Annotated in this window: 15 protein-coding genes and 1 pseudogene; 10 read left to right on the forward strand and 6 right to left on the reverse strand. The window is 35.6% G+C overall.

Going from position 1 to position 20109, the window contains the following annotated elements; all coding sequences use genetic code 11:
- Window positions 1-30: 30 nt before the first annotated feature.
- A complete protein-coding gene (gene qoxA / locus ACFQZ1_RS14400; RefSeq protein WP_377882870.1) occupies window positions 31-906 on the reverse strand; it encodes a cytochrome aa3 quinol oxidase subunit II in 876 nt (291 codons plus the stop codon).
- Between the two features lie 295 nt (window positions 907-1201).
- Window positions 1202-2608: an amino acid permease gene (locus ACFQZ1_RS14405; RefSeq protein WP_377882872.1), complete on the reverse strand. Its 1407-nt coding sequence runs from the start codon at window positions 2606-2608 to the stop codon at window positions 1202-1204.
- A gap of 287 nt (window positions 2609-2895) precedes the next feature.
- Between ACFQZ1_RS14405 and ACFQZ1_RS14410 the strand changes: the two genes are divergently transcribed.
- From ACFQZ1_RS14410 to ACFQZ1_RS14440, 7 genes and pseudogenes are all read left to right on the forward strand, one after another.
- Complete coding sequence (locus ACFQZ1_RS14410; protein WP_377882873.1) at window positions 2896-3645, forward strand: C39 family peptidase; 750 nt, start codon at window positions 2896-2898, stop codon at window positions 3643-3645.
- 206 nt (window positions 3646-3851) lie between these two features.
- Window positions 3852-5298 (forward strand): annotated as a pseudogene (locus ACFQZ1_RS14415) (RNA-guided endonuclease InsQ/TnpB family protein).
- Between the two features lie 99 nt (window positions 5299-5397).
- Entirely contained in the window at window positions 5398-6573 is a 1176-nt protein-coding gene (locus ACFQZ1_RS14420) for a M20 family metallopeptidase (RefSeq protein ID WP_377882875.1), read from the forward strand.
- A 115-nt stretch (window positions 6574-6688) separates the two neighbouring features.
- Entirely contained in the window at window positions 6689-8158 is a 1470-nt protein-coding gene (locus ACFQZ1_RS14425; protein ID WP_377882876.1) for a spore germination protein, read from the forward strand.
- Between the two features lies 1 nt (window position 8159).
- Window positions 8160-9278, forward strand: coding sequence for a GerAB/ArcD/ProY family transporter (locus ACFQZ1_RS14430; protein ID WP_377882878.1), 1119 nt, complete (start codon window positions 8160-8162; stop codon window positions 9276-9278).
- The gene (locus ACFQZ1_RS14435) at window positions 9262-10449 is read left to right on the forward strand and encodes a Ger(x)C family spore germination protein (RefSeq protein ID WP_377882879.1); all 1188 of its coding nucleotides are present in this window, start codon (window positions 9262-9264) and stop codon (window positions 10447-10449) included. Before ACFQZ1_RS14430 ends, ACFQZ1_RS14435 begins: the two co-directional genes overlap by 17 nt.
- 16 nt (window positions 10450-10465) lie before the next feature.
- Window positions 10466-10606, forward strand: a complete 141-nt coding sequence (locus ACFQZ1_RS14440) for a hypothetical protein (protein WP_377882880.1) — start codon at window positions 10466-10468, stop codon at window positions 10604-10606.
- A 20-nt stretch (window positions 10607-10626) separates the two neighbouring features.
- On the opposite strand, the gene ACFQZ1_RS14445 is transcribed toward ACFQZ1_RS14440, so the two are convergent.
- From ACFQZ1_RS14445 to ACFQZ1_RS14455, 3 genes are read right to left on the reverse strand one after another with little or no spacing between them, the layout of a single operon-like run.
- On the reverse strand, window positions 10627-12027 hold the full coding sequence (locus ACFQZ1_RS14445) for a nucleoside recognition domain-containing protein (RefSeq protein WP_377882881.1): 1401 nt from the start codon (window positions 12025-12027) through the stop codon (window positions 10627-10629).
- Window positions 12005-12727, reverse strand: coding sequence for a FeoB small GTPase domain-containing protein (locus tag ACFQZ1_RS14450; protein WP_377882882.1), 723 nt, complete (start codon window positions 12725-12727; stop codon window positions 12005-12007). Before ACFQZ1_RS14450 ends, ACFQZ1_RS14445 begins: the two co-directional genes overlap by 23 nt.
- Window positions 12724-12981, reverse strand: a complete 258-nt coding sequence (locus ACFQZ1_RS14455; protein WP_377882883.1) for a FeoA family protein — start codon at window positions 12979-12981, stop codon at window positions 12724-12726. The genes ACFQZ1_RS14450 and ACFQZ1_RS14455 overlap by 4 nt, the downstream gene beginning before the upstream one ends.
- 510 nt (window positions 12982-13491) lie before the next feature.
- Between ACFQZ1_RS14455 and ACFQZ1_RS14460 the strand changes: the two genes are divergently transcribed.
- The 3 genes from ACFQZ1_RS14460 (at window position 13492) to pstA (ending at window position 16271) form a co-directional block, all read left to right on the forward strand.
- On the forward strand, window positions 13492-14391 hold the full coding sequence (locus tag ACFQZ1_RS14460) for a phosphate ABC transporter substrate-binding protein PstS family protein (protein WP_377882884.1): 900 nt from the start codon (window positions 13492-13494) through the stop codon (window positions 14389-14391).
- A 69-nt stretch (window positions 14392-14460) separates the two neighbouring features.
- Window positions 14461-15351: a phosphate ABC transporter permease subunit PstC gene (gene pstC / locus ACFQZ1_RS14465; protein WP_377882892.1), complete on the forward strand. Its 891-nt coding sequence runs from the start codon at window positions 14461-14463 to the stop codon at window positions 15349-15351.
- A gap of 2 nt (window positions 15352-15353) precedes the next feature.
- Window positions 15354-16271 (forward strand): phosphate ABC transporter permease PstA, encoded by a 918-nt coding sequence (gene pstA, locus ACFQZ1_RS14470; protein ID WP_377882885.1) that lies wholly within the window; start codon window positions 15354-15356, stop codon window positions 16269-16271.
- 276 nt (window positions 16272-16547) lie between these two features.
- On the opposite strand, the gene ACFQZ1_RS14475 is transcribed toward pstA, so the two are convergent.
- A complete protein-coding gene (locus ACFQZ1_RS14475; protein ID WP_377882886.1) occupies window positions 16548-19592 on the reverse strand; it encodes an efflux RND transporter permease subunit in 3045 nt (1014 codons plus the stop codon).
- Between the last annotated feature and the right edge of the window lie 517 nt (window positions 19593-20109).

Below are 20109 nucleotides of genomic sequence, written 5' to 3' on the forward strand. Positions count from 1 at the left end.
ATTCACTCCAATCTGTTGGAATAGTTGTTATTACTTTTTGTTTTTGTAGTAGTTGTAATCACAATATTCAAGTGATTTTGGATCTACATATTTTAAATGGTTGCTAGAGAACGACATACGCCCTACTACACCTGGTTCAACAATTTCTTTATATTTGTTTTCTGATAATTTAGGGGCAGTCTGTTGTACTTCTTTTACCCATTTGTTATAGTCATCTTTTGTTTTAGCTTCAAGTTCAAACTCCATGTCAGTAAATCCTTTACCAGAGAAGTTTGCACTACGTCCAGTGTAAGAACCTGGTTTATCAGCCTGTAGGTATAAGTCCATGACCATACCATCCATGTTGTACTTCATTCCACCAAGCTCTGGAATCCAGAAAGCATTCATTGGACCAACAGAAGTTAACTTAAATTGAATTGGAACACCTGCTGGTACATTTAAATAGTTAACGGTTTCAATTCCTTCCTCAGGATAACTGAATAACCATTTCCAGTTAGCAGATGTAACGTAAATTTCTACAGGTTTTATATCTTTTGATTGCTCTGGTGGCTTTTCTGATGCATATGTTGCTTTTACTGTCGGGATTGACAATGCAATCACGATGATAACAGGGAAAATAGTCCAGATAATTTCTAAAAGAGTATTACCATGTATATCAGGTGGCTCATAGTCCATATTCTCTGGTTTTTCACGGTAACGAATTAAAATAACTGTAAACAGGACGAATACGACTACAATAATTACAGACATCAGTATGAGCGACCAAATAATTAAATCATACTGCGTTTTTGCAACAGGTCCTTGTGGATTTAATACAGCAATTTTTTTGTCGCATCCACCGAGGAACAAGAGTAATGATAGTGGAAGAAGTGAAGCCAACTTCCAAAATTTTTTTTTCAGTTGCACGATTGAAAATCTCCTTTCTCCTTGGATTGAAACTATGCCAATAAAACAATATAAACCTATTAATTTATAGATGGCAATAGTTTTTAAGATATTGTTAAAAAATAGACACAAATGCACAGTTTTTACGATGAAAAACTTTTGTAACTTGCTAATATTGTAAACTATTTTTGATGCCAAATCGCGATTTTAAAAATTTTAAGATAAATAAAGTTATACCAGAATATCCAAAAAATAGAAAAAAGCTATCTTGTAATAAGTTAAGATAGCTGAATATTTTATATATTTAGTTTACTCATTATGAAACATTTTTTTGCTGTTCAAATGTGACAATTTTTTTATATTTTACTTTATAAAAAATGTAACAAATAATCATGAATGGAATGCCGCAATATAAAGCAATACGTTGATCTGGAATAAACGCTAAGCTTATAAATGTAATGAAGTTTAACGAGAACGCTGCAATAGGAACAAGCGGATATAGCGGCGCACGATATTTTAAGTCTCGTATATCTCCGCCATTCTTAATAAATTCTCTTCTAAAGAAAAATTGAGATGCAGCAATGGACATCCAAACAACGACAGCTGCCATGGCCGCAATCGATGTTAATACTAAAAAGACTGTATCAGCGGCAAATACACTTGTTAACAGAGAAAGACCGGCAAAGATTAAGCTGAAAATTAAGGCATTGATCGGTACCCCTTTTTTCGTTAATTTTGTGAAACGCGGACTTCCCATTCCTTGTTTTGCCATCGCCCACAGCATACGAGAGTTTGCGTATAAACCAGAGTTTGCTACCGATAATACAGCCGTAATAATGACAAAGTTCATAATGTCTGCTGCATATGGGACTCCAGCTGTGTCAAAAACGAGTACGAACGGGCTTTCTACGAGATTTGCTTCTTGCCATGGTAATAATCCTACGACTACAGAAATGGCAAGAACGAAAAAGAAAAGTGTTCGCCAAATTGTACTTTTTATAGCACGTGGTATTGTTATTTCCGGCTGCTTACTTTCACCCGAAGCAATACCAATTAATTCTGTTCCTTGAAACGCATAGTTAACGGTAATCATTGTAAGAAGAACAGCTGGAAGTCCGTTTGGAAATAATCCGCCATTTTCTGTGAAGTTATGGAACATTGGTGCCGGCTTACCGTTAAAGTCTAATACACCAAACATAACAGCGCCGCCGAGTAGAATAAAAAGAATAATTGTTATTACTTTAACACTTGCAAACCAAAACTCAGCTTCAGCATACGCACGCGCAGAGGAAGCGTTTACAATAAAGAGTATGGCTGCAAATATAACACACCATATCCAAGATGAAACATCTGGAAACCAGCGCTTCATTAAAATACTGACAGTCGTTAATTCAACTCCGACGGTTACAGCCCAGTTTAGCCAATACATCCATCCCACCACAAATCCAAAACCAGGTGAAATAAATCGGCTAGCATAACTTTGAAAAGAACCTGCTTCAGGCATTGCAACTGTTAATTCGCCAAGACAAAGCATCGTTAAATACATAACAAATCCGCCGACTAAATAGGCAAGAATGGCTCCGCCGGGTCCAGCATTGTGAACAGTTTGTCCTGATCCCATAAATAACCCTGTTCCGATAACTCCCCCCAGAGCAATCATAAAGAGGTGTCTACTTTGCATTGTACGTTTTAGTTCATTTTGCTGAGTCTCTTTTTGTATCATATACCCCTCACCCCATTTTTTTAACGGAAGTCATAATGAAAACCGCTATTGAATTCACTTATCCTTATTGAAAAAGCTTCACTAGGTTAAGTGTGGTTTATTCTAACAAAATATTCTGAAATTGTATATTAAAAAATCTTTTTATTTTAAAAAATGAGAATTTTATGATATTATACCAAAATAACAATTCATAGAATCATCTAGTAAACTATTGAAAACAACGATACAATAAAGAAAGTATTATTTTGGGAGATGTAAGAAAATAATGATGTAATGGAGTTAGATATATGGTTAGGATGATTAAATACATATGTATTTTAGGAGTTGGAGTTATTGTCGGTGCGGCATGCAGCAAGGATGTTATGGGAGTAATTGAAAAAGGGAAAAATAAAATTTTTCAAAAAACTGAGGAACTTCGCTTAGATTTTTCATATGAAATGAAGGAGCAAGTGATGATTGAAAATGTGCCATTTATAAAGCAACTTCCTGAATTAGAAAGAGGTTGTGAAGTGACAAGTTTAGCAATGTTACTGCAATATAACGGAATTCAAGTTGACAAAATGAAGCTTGCAAATGAAATTACACGTGTACCGTTTGAGGCAAATGGTTTGCGAGGAAATCCTCATGAAGGATTTGTAGGAAATATTTATACAAAGTCTGAACCAGGTTACGGGGTATATCATCAGCCGATTTTTCAATTGGCGCAAAAATATGTTCCAGATAAAACAATTGATTTAACAGGAAGAGATATAAAAGATATATATAAAGTACTTAGTGCTGGTTCACCGGTATGGGTTATTGCCAATACAACTTTTCAGCCGTTAGATGAGGGAAGTTTTGAAACCTGGAATACAAATGCTGGAGAAGTAAAGATTACATATTATGAACATAGCGCTGTTATCATTGGATATGATCAAAACTTTGTATATGTAAATGATCCATTAGCAAACAATCCGCGTAAAGGTATTCCGCGCGCTCAATTTGAAAAAGCGTGGGAACAAATGGGGAAACAAGCAATTACTATTCTTAAAAAATAAAAAGCTATCAAATTTGATAGCTTTTTATTTTTTTATCGGAAAATGGGTAAGAAACCCCTACCTCCAAAACGCTCAGGGCATAGCTAAGTTTAAGGTGGTGGGATTGAACTGCCATTGCATTCGTAAAAATATTTTTGTATCAATACGAATATATGTTCTTTTTGGTTGTTTTGTAGTATCATAAAGGAAAGAAGGAGGTGAAAATTATGATGAAAGAAAAAGAATATGCAACCTATCAAATTTGGATTAAGAAAGGTCACAAATTGCACGCCTATTTCATGGAAATGTGCCAAAATGCAAAAAATCTCTACAATACAACAAACTTCTATATTCGCCAAGTGTATACGGCTTTACGTACGGATCAACCATTACAGCCACTTCAACAAGAAGTTCGCCATACATTACAAACACATATTGAAACCATGAATGAAAATCAACTTCGTGCGTACCAAAAACGAGTGCAAAAACAGAAAGAAAAACCTACGAAAGAGCGAAAAGAAATGAAACTTTTTTACATTACCGACAAAGGAGAAGTCGTTCCTATCGTATCATTTCTTAGATTGCTTGTTTAAAACAATGAAACAACAAGATTATATGAACTTGCCAGTGCAAACGAATCAAGCGGTCATGAAAAAACTCTATCAAAACTGGAAAGCATTCTTTGCTACCATCAAGGCATACCAAAAACATTCCTCCACTTTTACTGGCAGACCTCGCATTCCAAAATATATCAAATCATCTATGGCAGAAGTTGTATTCACCAATCAAGCGTGTAAACTCCAAGAGAATTACATTCGTTTTCCAAAAACAATCATGAAATTAAATATCGGTAAATTGTTTGGGCATATCGAAAATCTGAAGGAGGTACGTGTTTCCCCTGCTTATGGGAAGTTTAAAGTGGCAATTGTGACAGAACAATCTGAGTCAGCACCTGAGCATGTCGACAATAATCGTTATATGAGTATTGATTTAGGGATCAATAACATTGCAACTATCACAATGAATACAGGGGCTACTCCTGTGTTAGTAAAGGGCAATGTCATCAAAAGTATCAATCAATACTATAACAAGCAAAAGGCACATTTGCTGGGGATTCTTCGTCATGGGAAAGAACCAAAAGAAGGACCGCACACATCAAAACGTCTAGAGAGGCTTCATGAGAAACGGTTTCTCAAAATAAAAGATATCTTCCATAAAATGAGTCACCACATTGTTCAAATAGCGATTCAACAGGAAATCTCTACGATTGCGATTGGAAAAAATACATCATGGAAACAAAACAGTAAGATGGGGGAACGACAAAATCAATCATTTTGTCATGTCCCACATAATTTACTCATTGAAATGATCATCTATAAGGCAAAACGAAAAGGTATTGCTGTACAAGTTGTAGAAGAATCGTATACAAGCAAGGTATCCTTTCTAGACAATGACGTGATACCAACTTATGGTGAGGAAGATATTCCTATATTCAGTGGAACACGTATCAAACGTGGCTTGTACCGTACGAAAGAGAACAAACTACTGAACGCAGATGTGAATGGTGCCTATAACATCTTAAAAAAAGCAGTTCCAAAGGCGTTTGCTGATGGAATAGAGGGGTTGTGCCATCGGGCAGCTGTGTCAACTCCACTCGTGTTAAGCATCTTTTGAAGGGGATACACGAGAAACCCCCACTTTAAGATCCGAATGAGATAAGTGGCGGGAGTTTTCATAATAACAGGTAATGTAGTGGAGAAAGGATGATTGTATATGGATATTATACAAGAAGCATCTATTTCGAAAGAGCAGCTTATTCAATGGAGAAGATATTTTCATATGTATCCTGAGCTTTCTTATCATGAAGAAAAAACATCTCAAACGGTTTACGACATATTGCAAACATTTCCTCATCTAGAAGTTTCACGTCCAACGCAGTATAGTGTAATGGCAAAATTGGTAGGTAAACAGCCAGGAAAAACAATTGCGCTTCGTGCTGATATGGACGCACTACCTATTGAAGAAGAGAATAAGTTTGATTTTGTTTCTAGATATCAAGGGGTAATGCACGCGTGCGGACATGATGGACATATGGCGATGTTACTTGGCACAGCATACACACTTTCACAAAAGCGAGATCAAATTCAAGGGGAAATTCGTTTTTTGTTTCAACATGCTGAGGAGAACTTTCCAGGTGGTGCGCAGGAAATGGTTGACGCTGGTGTTATGGAAGGGGTCGATTATATTATTGGTGCGCACCTTTGGTCACCACTGGAAGTTGGCAAAATTGGTGTTGTGTATGGCCCAGCAATGGCTGCTCCTGATGCGTTTTCGATTACGATTGTTGGGAAAGGCGGACATGCTGGGATTCCGCATGAAACGATTGATAGTATTGCAATTGGTACGCAAGTTGTTTCTCAATTACAACAAATTGTCTCGAGGCTTACTAACCCGTTAGATTCATTAGTGTTATCTGTAACACAGTTTCACGCAGGGACAACTCATAATGTAATTCCTGACAGTGCGACAATTGGAGGGACAGTGAGAAGTTTACGGGATGAACTTCGGAAGCAAACGGCAGAGCAAATTGAGAAAATTGTAAAATGTATTACAGAGGCATACGGGGCATCTTATAAATTTACATACGAATACGGATATCGTCCGGTTGTAAATGAAGAGAATGTAACGAGGCATGTAGAAAATACGGCATTGCAACTTTTAGGAAGGGAACAAGTTGTTCATTTGCAGCCGACGATGGCTGGGGAGGATTTTTCAGCTTTTTTACAAAAAGCTCCAGGTACATTTTTCTTTATAGGAGCCGGAAATCAAGAGAAGGGAATTATCCACCCTCATCATCATCCGTGTTTTACAATTGATGAGGATGCCTTGCCGATCGGTGTAGATATATTTGTTTCATCTGTTTTAAATTTTATGAGAAACAGAGAATAATATAGTTTTTCATTCGAGTTATCCAGCTACTAACGGATAACTCTTTTTGTATATATTTGTTTGAAGTGGAGAAATATAACTACAACATTTTGAGAAAGAAAGTTAGGTGATAAAGATGATTCAATTAGATGCTAACTTATCGAAAATTACGAATGAAATTCGAGAAAAGTTAGATTCACCTAATGACTTAACTGTACGTGAATTTTCTCTTTCAGGAACGAATGATCGGTGTGCAGTTATATTTTTATGCGGATTAAGCAATAAAGACATGATTTATCGTTTTGTTATTCGCCCATTGCAGTATGAGGAAATTCCTAAACAAGCTCCGATTATCCAAACATTAATTGATCAATTTTTGTCAGTTGGAGAAGTAAGTATTGCAAAGACATTTCCAGATGTTATGAATGCACTATTAGCAGGCGATACAATTGTACTACTGGATGGTATTCCTTCTGCAATGATTGTAAATTTCCGTGAATGGGAGAAACGAGGTCTTGATGCACCTTCTACAGAGACAATCATTCGAGGTCCTAATTTAGGATTTATTGAAGATGTGAATGTAAACAAAATGTTAATTCGGCGTCATATCCGTGACCCGCAATTACGTTTTCATTCCTATATTATGGGGAAACGTTCACAGAAGGAAGTAACATTAGTTTACATTGAAGATATTATTAATCCTTATATTGTAAAAGAATTAAACCGGAGACTTCAGTCTATTGAAACAGATATTATTTTTGAGACAGGAACGATTGAGCAACTCATACAAGATAATAATTTGTCTCCTTTCCCCCAATTTTTAAATACAGAAAGACCAGATAACGTCGCAGCTTCACTTGCAAAAGGGAAAGCAGCTATTTTAGTAGATGGTTCTCCATTTGCACTTATTGCTCCAATGGTAATGATTGATATATTTCAATCGCCTGAAGATCACTATGAACGTTGGATGATTGGAACGTTGTTAAGAGGACTTCGAATGTTAGCGGGAACGATTGCAATTTTATTACCGGCTATGTATGTAGCTCTTGTTTCTTATCATCAAGGGCTTATCCCCTCTACTCTTGCATATTCAATTGCTGGAGCAAGAGAAGGTGTTCCGTTTCCAGCATATATTGAGGCGCTCATAATGGCTTTTACAATGGAACTGATTCGTGAAGCTGGAATTCGTCTTCCGAAGCCGATGGGGCAAACGATTGGTATTGTAGGAGGCCTTGTTATTGGAGAAGCTGCTGTAAGTGCCGGCATTGTAAATCCATTTCTTGTCATTATTATTGCGGTTACGGCCGTAGCTACATTTTCATTGCCAGTATATAGCATTACAATTACCTTTCGTATTTTATTGTTTGCATTTATGTTGGCCGCTACAGTCTTTGGCTTGTATGGAATTATTTTAGGATTAATTGCTTTAGCAATTCACATCGTAAATTTAACGAGTGTTGGAGTACCATATTCTGCACCGATTACACCTGCTTTTTATAAAGATTGGAAAGAAGAGGTTGTACGTTTTCCTAAAGAAATGTTGAAAGAAAGACCGGAGTATTTACAACCAAAGGATAAAACGCTGCGTTCAAAGGAGAGGGAATGAAGTGAAGCCATTTGAGTATGGAGATGAAGAAATTGGTACTCGTGAACTCATGTTTGCTATATCTTCTACTATTATTGGTACAGGTGCACTTGCCATGCCGCGTGTTATGGCGACTCATGCGCTTTTTGCGGATGGATGGATTCTTTTATTCCTAAGTGGATTCATATGTACTTGTTTTGCGTGGTTTAACATGAAGGTTGCCATTTTATTTCCGAAACAAAACTTTGTTCAATATACGAGTGTGTATTTAACGAAGCCGATTACTTATATTGTCTGTTTTATTTTAATACTAATATTTACAGGAATTACAGCTCATGAAGCGCGAACAATTTCTATTATTTCTCAAACCTATTTATTTAGTGATACACCTGTTCAGCTTTTGTCTTTTTTTTACTTGCTCGTTGTTGTTTATGGCGTTTGTGGATCAAGGGCAGGATTATTAAGACTTAGTGTTCTGTTTTTGCCCATTGTTTTTATTGCTATCATTTTGTTATCGCTGTTAAATATTAATGTAATGGAATTTGGAAATTTATCTCCATTTTTTCAAACTAAAATGAGTAAATATATGGGTGGAATCAGGGAATCTGCCTTTACGTTTATTGGATTTGAAGTAGGGTTTTTCTATGCTGCTATACTAAAATCAACTAAAAACGCACCTATAGCAGCGGCAAAAGGTGTTATGATTACTGTTTTATCCTATATGTTAATTTATATTACTTGTATAAGTGTATTTACTTATTTAACAACGAGTACCTTAACATATCCAACGATTGAACTTGGAAAAGAAATTGAAATCGGGGGAGGTTTTCTAGAGAGGTTTGATGCCATTTTTTTTATAACATGGATTATTACCGTTTTTAATACAACTGCATTATATTATGATGTTGCTATTTTTTTATTGTGTGCAATGTTTCCAACAATAAAAAAACATACGTTTATTTTTATTAGTGCACCTATCATTTATGTTGTAAATAATATTCCAGGTAATTTGGATGTGATAAGTAAGTATGGTACATATTTAGCTTGGGTTGACATGTCTATTATGTTTGTTGTTCCTCTTCTCATTTTTATTTTCTATAAAATAAAAGGAGGGAGGAATAAAAATGAACCTTCTTCTTAAGATAATGAGTTGTCTGTTTTTGATTTTACTTATAAGTGGCTGCTCTGAACGGCAGGAGATTGAAGAAAGAGGGTTTGTTGTTGGTGTTGCATTAGACCGGGCAACGAATAAGGGAGAAAAAAGTGAAACGACCACTATCAGCTATTCCCCCCTTATAAAAGGAACGTATCAAATTGTGTTACCTAGTTCTTTAACGCCACAGGGAAATAAACCGTCAGATGGGAAAAATTACATTAATATTAATGCAACGGCTGATAGTGTATTTGCTCAAATTCGGATTATCTCTAAGAAAATAAGTCGGTCCCTATTCTTTCCTCATATAGAAGTGCTTATTTTTTCTGAGGACTTATTGAAAAAACCTTTCGTTTTAGAAGATACATTAGATGTATTTTTTCGTGATCATGAGATGCGCAGGAACATTCGTATTTTCGTTTCAAAAGAAAGGGCGGAAGAAATATTAAAACAGAGTGCAAAACCAGAAAATTTACCAGCTAAATATATAAGTATGATATCAGATCATGCACAGAAGAATGCTCAAATGTTAGAAGCAATTCGAATTGGTGATTTACAACAGAAAATGTCTGCTGATAGAAGTTTTGTTCTTCCTGTCTTAGGGCTAACCCGGCAGGGAATTAAAATGGAAGGAGCAGCTGTGTTTCGCGGAAAAGATACTAAATTTGTAGGTAGTCTGAATGGAATGGAAACATTAGGATTAAATTATATTGTTGGAAAAAAAGTAGGGGGCTTTTTTAAAATAAAAAAAGGAAATCAGCTTATTGTATTTGAAATTCGTGGGATACGTCGGAAAATCCACACATTCTTAACAAATCCTACAAAGCCCAAATTTGTCATTGATGTATATTTAGACGGAACATTAGCAGAAGTGTATTTAAGGAAAGATAATAAGGCGATGAGTAACAAGGAAATTAGCAAATACCTTGCAAGTGAAATGGAAAAAGAGATACAGAAAACAATTAAAGTTGTCCAAAAAGATTTAAAAGTAGATGCATTTGGATTAGGGGAATATTATAAGCGTCAAAATTATAAGCAATGGATAAAAATTAAAAAAAATTGGGACCAAGGTCAAAATTACTTTAGTACGAGTAACATTATTGTTCGTGTGCATCCAAGTATTGAACATACAGGATCTATGTTACCAGTAAGAAGGTGAGTAAAGGAGCAGCATAATGTTTACAACTTTAGGGATTATATGTACGATTTTAATGGCAACGCTGCCCTGTACTGCTTATTTCATTCATAAAAAAATACAAGAATACGGTGCACAGCCTTGGCAAAAACAAATACCGCAAAAAAAGAAACCCGAGTAATACGTTGGGTTTCCTTTTTATTATATAAGTCCTAACCAATGTACCAATTGTGCCGTAAGGAATGTAACAACAATGGCAATGATGGTAGGGATTGCGAATGAAAGAAATGTCCATTTTGCACTTTTTGTTTCCTTATATATATTAACTAGTGTGGTTCCGCATGGGAAATGCAGAAGAGAGAACAACATCATATTTAATGCAGTTAACCAAGTCCAACCATGTTCAAGAAACAGTTGTTTAATTTGTGTTAAATCTGCTAACTCTGTTAATGAACCTGTTGATAAATAAGCCATTAATAAAATTGGAACAACAATTTCGTTTGCAGGTAAGCCGAGAATAAATGCTGCTAAAATGTAACCGTCAAGTCCGAGTAATTTTGCAAACGGATCTAAAAAATTTACGATATACATAAGAAGGCTTGTGTCTCCAATAAATACATTTGCTAATACCCATGTTAATATTGCAGCAGGTGCCGCAACGATAACAGCACGTTTTAGAACGTATATTGATTTATCGAGCGTCGCGCGTACGATTGTATCCCAAATTTTAGGTTTTCTATAAGGGGGTAATTCTAGCGTATAGTGAGTTGGAACACCTTTTAAAGCCGTTTTTGAGAGTGCCCATGAAACGGTTAAAGTTACGATAATTCCAATTACGACCATGCCGACAACAACCCCGGCTGTTACAAGGGTTTGCATACCTCCTGTATATCCAGCAGCCATAAATAAAGATGCTAATAAAATAAGCGTTGGCCATCGACCATTACAAGGAACAAAGTTATTTGTTAAGATTGCAAGCATACGTTCACGAGGTGATTCGATAATACGTGTTGACATAATTGCAGCTGCGTTACATCCAAATCCCATCGCCATTGTTAATGATTGCTTCCCATGTGCCCCGGCACGTTTAAAGAGGCGGTCCATGTTAAAAGCAACGCGTGGTAAGTAACCGTAGTTTTCTAGTAAAGCAAAAATCGGAAAAAAGATTGCCATGGGTGGTAACATAACACTAATCACAGCTCCTGTTCCTCGGAATAAACCGAGAATAAGGATACCATGTAACCATTCCGGAGCATTCATTGCTTGGAACCAAGCTGTTAAATAATTTTCTGCCCATCCAAAGAATTCAGCAATTTTATCGGATGGAACGTTTGCACCAGCAATTGTAAGATAGAAAATCACAGATAAAACAGCAAGCATAATAGGGAAGCCGAATATAGGAGAGGTGAAAATTTTATCGAGCCTCTCTGAACGATATAATTTATTTTTATCCGTATATTGAACCGAATTTTTACAAATATTAGCTGAAGCACGATAGATATCAACAACAATTTCATCGCGAATATCTTCTTTAACAAGTGTTTGTGCATGATGCACGATATAGTCTAATGGAAGGGCTTTACTGGTTAAATGAGATTCCATTGATTACGACCTCCCTTACAAGCGGTTCTTTATGATGTTTTTGAAGAGCTTCTAAGAAATTCTTGTCTCCATCTAGAATGCGAAGTGCAATCCAACGTGCAGGATAAGAATCTCCAAAAACTTCATATATTTGCGGTTCAAGTTCCTGAATCATCTTTTCTATTTTTTCGTTATAAGTAATTTGAAAGGGAGTAGGAATTAATTTTCTATTTACTACTTTTTCAATTGTGTTTAGTAACCGACTGATTCCGATTTTGTTACGGGCAGAGATTTTTACAATAGGAACTCCAAGTGATTTTGCTAATTTTTTCTCATCGATTATAATCCCTTTCTTTTCTGCTTCATCAATTAAGTTCACACATATAATAACTTCTTTTGTCATTTCCATAACTTGCAGTGCTAAGTTTAGATTCCGCTCCATCGCTGTTGCATCCAATACAACGACGGTTACATCTGGTTTTTCGAAGATAATGTAGTCACGTGCAACTTCTTCATCGGCAGAGTTGGAATATAAAGAATACGTTCCAGGTAAATCTATAATCGTATATAAATCTCCGTTATGTGCATATTCGCCTTCAGCTTTTAATACTGTTTTCCCTGTCCAGTTTCCAGTATGTTGTTTTAATCCGGTTAATGTATTAAATAACGTACTTTTTCCTGTATTCGGATTTCCTGCTAATGCAATGCGGTGCTTCTTCATTGCGGATCATCTCCTATCAATGTTCCTATTATTTGCGAACTTTCTTCATTTCGAAGTGCAATTGTTGTATTACTTACTTGATATGCAATGGGGTCACCAAGTGGACTTTTTTGTAATACTTTAATCGTTGCACCAGGAATAAATCCTAAATCAAGCAGGCGACGTTTCATTGTTCCTTCTAACTGAATTTTTTCAATTTGTACGAGTTGACCTGTTTTAAAAGTAGAAAGTGATTGAGTTTTAACCGACACCATAAGAGTTACCTCACCTCTATTTTTTTAGTACGAGTTCAAAAAGTTTCCTTAGGGAAACTTTTTATTAATAATATACTAGGTGATATTGAGCGTTGTTGTCAATTCCTACTTTAAAAATATTCAGGTATTTTTCGAATTGTTCCAATTTCCAGGGCTAACTTACATGTTATTCCGTTTTTTTGTTGTGGATGTTAGTGTTTTAACAAGGGGAAGTAGAGTTCTTGGAAAAAACATCTTAACAAAGGTGTAAAAGCAAGGATGTGAATTTACAATAAATTTACATTATTAAAATTAGCTTTACAATATGTTCTGTTTCTTAAGGTTTTTTCATTGTTTTATGTTAAAAACCTTGAATATATATGGTTTTTTCTACGAATCCACTTCCTTTACTTAAAATTAAAAAACGCTTAACACTGACATAATATTATTATCCTACAATGAATTTGTACTACGAGATATGCACATAATAATGTAGAAATTAAAAGTGATAATCAAATGGGGGTACAAGACATGGTTATGAAAAAAGGTTTAAAATTTTCGTTAGCGGCATTAGTAGTTGCTGGAGCTTTAGCAGGTTGTGGGAAAACAGGCACTACAAAGACGGAAACTGCTCAAGGTGGTAACGAACCGAAGCAAGAATTGTCCGGTACAATTACAGCAGCTGGTTCTACAGCGCTTCAACCACTTGCAGAAGAAGCTGCTAAAGAATTTATGGGGAATAATTCAAAAGTATCAATTACAGTTCAAGGTGGCGGTAGTGGAACTGGAATTAACCAAGTAGCTTCTGGCGCTGTTCAAGTTGGTAACTCTGACGTTCCTGCTGCAGATAAAATAAAAGAAGCAGATAAAGCAAAAGAATTAGTTGATAACAAAGTTGCAGGTATCGGATTTGCATTAGTTGTAAATAAAGATGTAAATGTTGATAACTTAACATTAAAACAAGTACAAGATATTTTCTCTGGTAAAGTTACAAACTGGAAAGACGTTGGCGGAAAAGACGAAAAAATCAATGTAGTTAATCGCCCAGCTGCTTCTGGTACACGTGCTACATTTGAAAAAACAGTTATGAAAGACGCGAAAATTAACGATGCTACAGGTACAACACAAGATTCAAATGGTGCAGTAGAGCAAGCGATTAACTCTACACCAGGATCTATTAGTTATTTAGCTAACTCTTACATGGTTGGTGACAAAAAAGGTACTTTAAAAACTATGAAAATTGATGGTGTAGAACCAACAACTGAAAATATTTCTTCTGGTAAATATCCGTTTTGGTCTTATGAATACATGATTACAAAAGGTGAAGCAAAAGACGCAACAAAAGGTTACATTGATTATGTAAAAGGTAAAGACTTCGAGAAGAAAGTAGAAGAAATGGGTTACATCCCAATGTCTAAATTAAAGCAATAATATAAAACGGGCTGGCTATTTAGCCAGTCTTGTTCATTTCAATATAGGAAGTAAGGTTGTGGTCTTGTGATGAAGGGGAAAAAACAAATTAACTACGTAAAAAGTGAATATATTGGAAGAACACTTGTGACGCTTTGTGGTTTATTAATTGTTGCTGTTACATTAGCTATTATCGCATTCATTTGTGCAAAAGGAATTCAATCATTTACGCAAAGCAATATCTCAATTTCAGAAGTATTCACATCAACAAAATGGGCTCCAAATGAAGGAAATGGAAGTTTTGGAGCTGTAATTTTTATAGTTGGATCTACTGCTGTATCTCTCGGTGCAGTAATTATTAGTGCGCCGATTGCAATTGCACTAGCAGTGTTTATGAATTTAATTTCACCAAAGTTTGGAAACAAGGTACTAAAGCCGGTTTTAGAATTGTTAGTAGGGATTCCGTCTGTTGTATATGGTTTACTAGGTGTTACAATTTTAATCCCGCTTTTACGTGATTCTTTTGGTGGTGTAGGATTTAGTTTAATTGCAGGTATTATTGTATTGAGCATTATGGTTTTGCCAACGATTGCAAGTATTGCTTCCGATGCAATTCGTGCAGTTCCTTTTGAATATTTAGAAGCCTCTTATGGTTTAGGATCGACGAAATGGCAAGCGATTAGCCGCGTCATTGTTCCGGCGGCGAAAAAGGGTATTTTAACAGGGGTTGTTCTTGGGTTAGCTCGTGCTTTTGGTGAAGCATTAGCAGTTCAAATGGTAATTGGTAATACAATAAAATTACCAGAAGGACTATATAGTCCAACTTCAACTTTAACAGGTATTTTGACAATGGATATGACGAATACGTTAAATGGGACAGCTTGGAATAATGCGCTATGGACATTAGCGATGATATTACTTCTTATTTCTTTCTTATTTATCGTAGTAATTCGAGCGATTGGCCAAAGAGGTGAAAGATAAAGATGAATGCTAGAACAGTTAATAGTATATGGACAGGGATTTTATATGCGGTTGCAGCGCTTGTAGTCGCTTTGCTCGGTTTTCTTGTATACGAAATTTTACAAAAAGGTTGGGGATTTTGGGATCCGAATTTTTTATTTGGAGAACCAAGTAATACAATGGCAGGAGGAGGAATTGGTCCTCAATTATTTAATTCCTTCTATATGCTTGTCATTACATTAATTATCTCAATTCCTTTAGGTCTTGGTGCGGGAATTTATCTTGCGGAATATGCAAAGCAAGGTCGATTTTTAAATTTTGTTCGTCTATGTATTGAAACAATGGCATCTTTACCTTCTATTGTAGTTGGTTTATTTGGATTACTTGTGTTTGTTACGATGGCAGGTTGGGGTTATACTGCCATAGGCGGGGCGTTAGCTTTAACGATTTTAAATTTGCCAAGTTTAACGCGTGTTTGTGAAAATGCAATTACAGAAATTCCATCTAATGTGAAAGAAGCAAGTCTTGGATTAGGTGCAACAAAGTGGCAAACAATTGTCAGAATTATTCTTCCATCTGCATTACCACAAATTATTACAGGTGTTATTTTAGCGGCTGGACGTATTTTTGGTGAAGCGGCAGCACTGATTTATACAGCAGGATTAACGTCACCGATTTTAAATTCAGCAGCAGACCTTTCAAGTCCTGCTAATCCGTTCAACCCATTTCGACCAGCAGAAACATTAGCAGTGCATATTTGGAAGTTAAATTCTGAAGGAATTGTTCCTGACGCGAAGCTAATTGCAACAAAATCAGCAGCAGTATTAATTATTATGGTATTACTATTTAATATTCTTGCTCGCTTTATAGCATCTGTACTGCATAAACGCTTTACTGGTACGAAAAAATCTCGAAAAAATAAAGTAAAAGCAGCTGCATAATCTTTTGTCTTGTATCCTATATAGAATAGAGAGGGTGTCCTTTAAAAGTTCGATAAAATCGACCTTTTGAGGATACCCTTTTTTGGTTTATATAATGAAGATACAGTGCGGGAAAAGTTATTCTATCTATCTCCTGCTATTCGTGGGCAGTAAGTCCCCACCTCAAGTTTGTGAGGAATCCCAAGATAGGTGGGGGATACCTGCCCGTAAAATTCCGATTGGGTGGAATTTTCATCAGTGGGGGATGAAGAAAACCCCACTGATGAAAGTTTCACTTTATGAGTTTGGGATGTTTGTATAAGATTCATGTTGTTTTTTGCGACGCTTCCTGCGACCAACTTTATCTAGTAATTCGTACATAACAGGTACAACAACCAGTGTTAGTAATGTAGAAACTAATAAACCACCGATTACTACAACAGCTAAGCTTTTTGATACCATGCTCCCAGCTTGTGAATCACCGAATAGTAGAGGAAGCATTGCGAAGATTGTTGTAATAGCTGTCATGATAATTGGACGTAATCTTATTGAACCAGCTTCTAATAGTGCCTCTCTTGTTGGCATTCCTTTTTCGCGATTTTGTTGTACACGTTCTATTAATACAATTGCATTTGTTACAACGATTCCAATTAGCATTAAGGCACCGATAAGAGAGTTTAAATCGACGGGTGTTCGTGAAATAATTAAACCTAAAATACCGCCAACAGCAGCTAATGGAAGGGAGAATAAAATTGCAAACGGTGCACGTGCTTGCCCAAAAGTAATAACCATAATTAAGTAAACGACACCAATTGCAATTCCCATAATTTTAAATAGATCAGTGAAACTTTCTTGCATTGATTCTGTTGCTCCGGCAATGTTAACTTTCGCTCCATCAGGTAATTTTATATTTGTAATAGCTGTATTTACATCTGTACTTACTTTACTTAAATCTTCACCTTTTGCTTCTGCTGTAACTTGAATTGTTTCTTTTCCGTCCTTATGGAATATTTCTGTTTGTATTTGTTTTTCAGAAATGGTTGCAACATCTTTTAATGCGATCAAACCAGTAGTTGGAGACAAAATATTTGAGTCTAAAATCGCATCTTTATTATGAATGTCTGTTTTTTGGTGTTCTAATACAATAGTTGTCTTTTCTTTATCAAGTGAAATCTGGCCAATTGGTGATTTTTTCATTAAAAATGTAACTTGTTGTGCGATGACTTCAGGGGTTAACCCTGCTTTTTCTGCTTTTGTTTGATCGACGTTGATAGCCCATTCTTTTTTCTCTTCTTCCATATTTGTTTTTACTTTTGAAAGACTATCTAAGCTTTTTAATTTTGTGGTAACAAGATCGGAAGCTTTCTTTAAATCTTCACTATTGTTGGCCGTAATGTTAAATTGTAAAGCGTTCCCACCACCGAAACTTGAAAAACTCACTTTTATGTAATCAAATGTTGCTGGTTGAAATTGATTCTGTTCTTTTTTTAGTTTGTTAATGTATGTTTCAAGGTCAATTCCTTTTTTAAATCCTACATATATACTTGCAAGATTGTTTTTTGTCACTTGGCCCCACTGGGCATCTTCTGAAGCAGAACCCATTCGTAAGGTAACGTCTTGTACTTGTGTATCTGCAAGTAATTTCTTTTCGAATTCGAAAGCTTGTTGTTTCCCTTTTTCTAAATCGTAATTAGCAGGGAATGTCATATTGATAGAAAGCATTGTGTTATCGTCAGATTTCATATTTGCTTTTGGAAGTACAATGTAAGCTGCAATGGAACCGACAAATAATAAGAAAGAAGTAAGTAAAATGATAAATTTATGTGATAACGACCATTTTAAAATGGCTGTATAACGTTTCGTTTCTTTTCGCTCTTCGTGCCTTGTTTTCTTTAAAAGTAGAAAAGCCATGAGTGGAACAACTGTTAAGGCCACTACTAGCGAGGAAAGAATTGAATATACAACTGCCAACACCATAGGAAGCATAAATTCACCGATTCCGCCTGATACAAAGCCAATTGGTAAAAAAACAGCGACAGTCGTTAAAGTGGAAGACGTAATTGCGATTGCAACTTCTTTTGTAGCATCAATAATAACGTCTTTTGAGAAAGAATCTTTTTGTAAACGACGGAAAATGTTTTCGATTACAACGATGCTATCATCAACAAGGCGTCCGACAGCAACTGCTAATCCACCTAATGTTAAAATATTTAAAGTGATATGAGATTGATTAAGTAAAAAGAGTGTGAGAAATATGGATAAAGGGATACTGACAACAGCGATTAAAGTAGTACGAATGTTACGCAAGAAAATTAAAATGATGAATGTAGCAGCAATAGCGCCGAGAACAACTTCTTTAGCCATACTTGTAACAGCATTTTCGACTTGCTCGTGCGTTGACATAAGTGTTTTTATGGTGAAAGTGTCTTTATATTGTTTGCTTATATCATGAATCTTTTTCTCAATTGCTTTTCCAATTGTAACTGCATTTTTGCTCGGTTCTTTCATTATGACTAGTGCACCGCCGTTTTCTCCATTAATATGAGAAATTGCATCATGATGTTGTTTTAGCTCAATTTTTGCGATATCACTTAGTTTTACTTCTGGTGTGAGTGCAATGTTTTTTATGTCTTCAATATTTTTTATTTCTCCAATTACACGAAGTAAATGATTTTCATTGTTTATGGATATTTGTCCAGCGGGTATAGAAACTTCTTTTCCTTGAAGAGCAGATACAATTTGTGGTGTTATGATGTTTTTATCTTTCATTTTAACGGGATCTAATACAATAGATAATTCAGATGTTGATTTTCCATAAAACATAACATTGGACACGCCATCGATATTTTCAAGTTGCGGGATAATTTCTTTTTCGATTTGTTTTTCATCGGCCTTTGTAAAGCCATTTTTCTTTTGAACTGTGATTTGTGCGAGTGGAATCATAGAAGTGTTTAGTTGGCTGACAACAGGTTTCATTGTATCTTTTGGAAGTGGTATTCCGTTTGTGAGTTTTTCAACTTCACGTGTTGCATCTTTCATGTTTGCTTCTGAGGTGTATGTAATATCAATCCGTGATAATCCTTCACTTGTTGACGATGTAATCGTATCGACGTGTGAAAGGTTTCGAAATTGTTTCTCGAGAGGTTCTGTTACTTCTTTTGTCATTGTTTCAGCATCTAGTCCTTCGGATAAAGTGGTGATTGTTATTACCGGATTATCGATACTTGGTAAAAACTCCATCGGTAATTTAGAGCCTGAATAAATACCTAATACAGAGATGAGGAAAACCATGATGATAATAGCGGCCCTATTTTTTAATGAAAATTTCGTCAATCTTTCCATAAATAAATTCCTCCATGATAGGGTTTGATGGTTTACTGTTTTACTATATAACAAATGACAGGGAAGTAGAGTTAAAAAAATGTAAAAAAATTCTAAAAAAATTCTTAAGTGAGTGATTCATTTTATCCTGCTATTTTGGGGCAGTAAGATCCCCGCCTCAAGATTTAGAGAAAAGCAAAGAAGGTAGGTGGGAGATAACTGCTGGCATACGCCCGATTGGTGATGCAATAATTTAGTTTATACAACAAAAAACTTTATATATTTTTTTAAAAAAGTGCTTGCACTTTAAAAATACAGATGGTATATTAATAAACGTCGCTGCTGCACTACAGCAGAAAGCGACGAGAAAATAAAAAATGGTTGACATCGAATAACTGAGATGTTAACATGAGGAAGTCGCTAATCGAGCGACGGACAAGTTCTTTGAAAACTGAACGAAACAAACAACGTGAAACGTCAATTTTTATTTATGATGCTAGACAAACTTTATTGGAGAGTTTGATCCTGGCTCAGGATG

Source organism: Bacillus sp. CGMCC 1.60114 (assembly GCF_042676365.1).
Classification (GTDB): domain Bacteria; phylum Bacillota; class Bacilli; order Bacillales; family Bacillaceae_G; genus Bacillus_A; species Bacillus_A rhizoplanae_A.

What these genes read in the sequence shown, in the direction of transcription:
- pstC (WP_377882892.1), top strand. Translation starts at nt 14,461, where the DNA reads ATGAAGGGGAAAAAACAAATTAACTACGTAAAAAGTGAATATATTGGA.
- ACFQZ1_RS14455 (WP_377882883.1), bottom strand. Translation starts at nt 12,981, where the DNA reads ATGGTGTCGGTTAAAACTCAATCACTTTCTACTTTTAAAACAGGTCAA.
- ACFQZ1_RS14445 (WP_377882881.1), bottom strand. Translation starts at nt 12,027, where the DNA reads ATGGAATCTCATTTAACCAGTAAAGCCCTTCCATTAGACTATATCGTG.
- pstA (WP_377882885.1), top strand. Translation starts at nt 15,354, where the DNA reads ATGAATGCTAGAACAGTTAATAGTATATGGACAGGGATTTTATATGCG.
- ACFQZ1_RS14405 (WP_377882872.1), bottom strand. Translation starts at nt 2,608, where the DNA reads ATGATACAAAAAGAGACTCAGCAAAATGAACTAAAACGTACAATGCAA.
- ACFQZ1_RS14440 (WP_377882880.1), top strand. Translation starts at nt 10,466, where the DNA reads ATGTTTACAACTTTAGGGATTATATGTACGATTTTAATGGCAACGCTG.
- ACFQZ1_RS14425 (WP_377882876.1), top strand. Translation starts at nt 6,689, where the DNA reads ATGATTCAATTAGATGCTAACTTATCGAAAATTACGAATGAAATTCGA.
- ACFQZ1_RS14475 (WP_377882886.1), bottom strand. Translation starts at nt 19,592, where the DNA reads ATGGAAAGATTGACGAAATTTTCATTAAAAAATAGGGCCGCTATTATC.
- ACFQZ1_RS14435 (WP_377882879.1), top strand. Translation starts at nt 9,262, where the DNA reads ATGAACCTTCTTCTTAAGATAATGAGTTGTCTGTTTTTGATTTTACTT.
- ACFQZ1_RS14420 (WP_377882875.1), top strand. Translation starts at nt 5,398, where the DNA reads ATGGATATTATACAAGAAGCATCTATTTCGAAAGAGCAGCTTATTCAA.
- ACFQZ1_RS14460 (WP_377882884.1), top strand. Translation starts at nt 13,492, where the DNA reads ATGGTTATGAAAAAAGGTTTAAAATTTTCGTTAGCGGCATTAGTAGTT.
- ACFQZ1_RS14410 (WP_377882873.1), top strand. Translation starts at nt 2,896, where the DNA reads ATGGTTAGGATGATTAAATACATATGTATTTTAGGAGTTGGAGTTATT.
- ACFQZ1_RS14450 (WP_377882882.1), bottom strand. Translation starts at nt 12,727, where the DNA reads ATGAAGAAGCACCGCATTGCATTAGCAGGAAATCCGAATACAGGAAAA.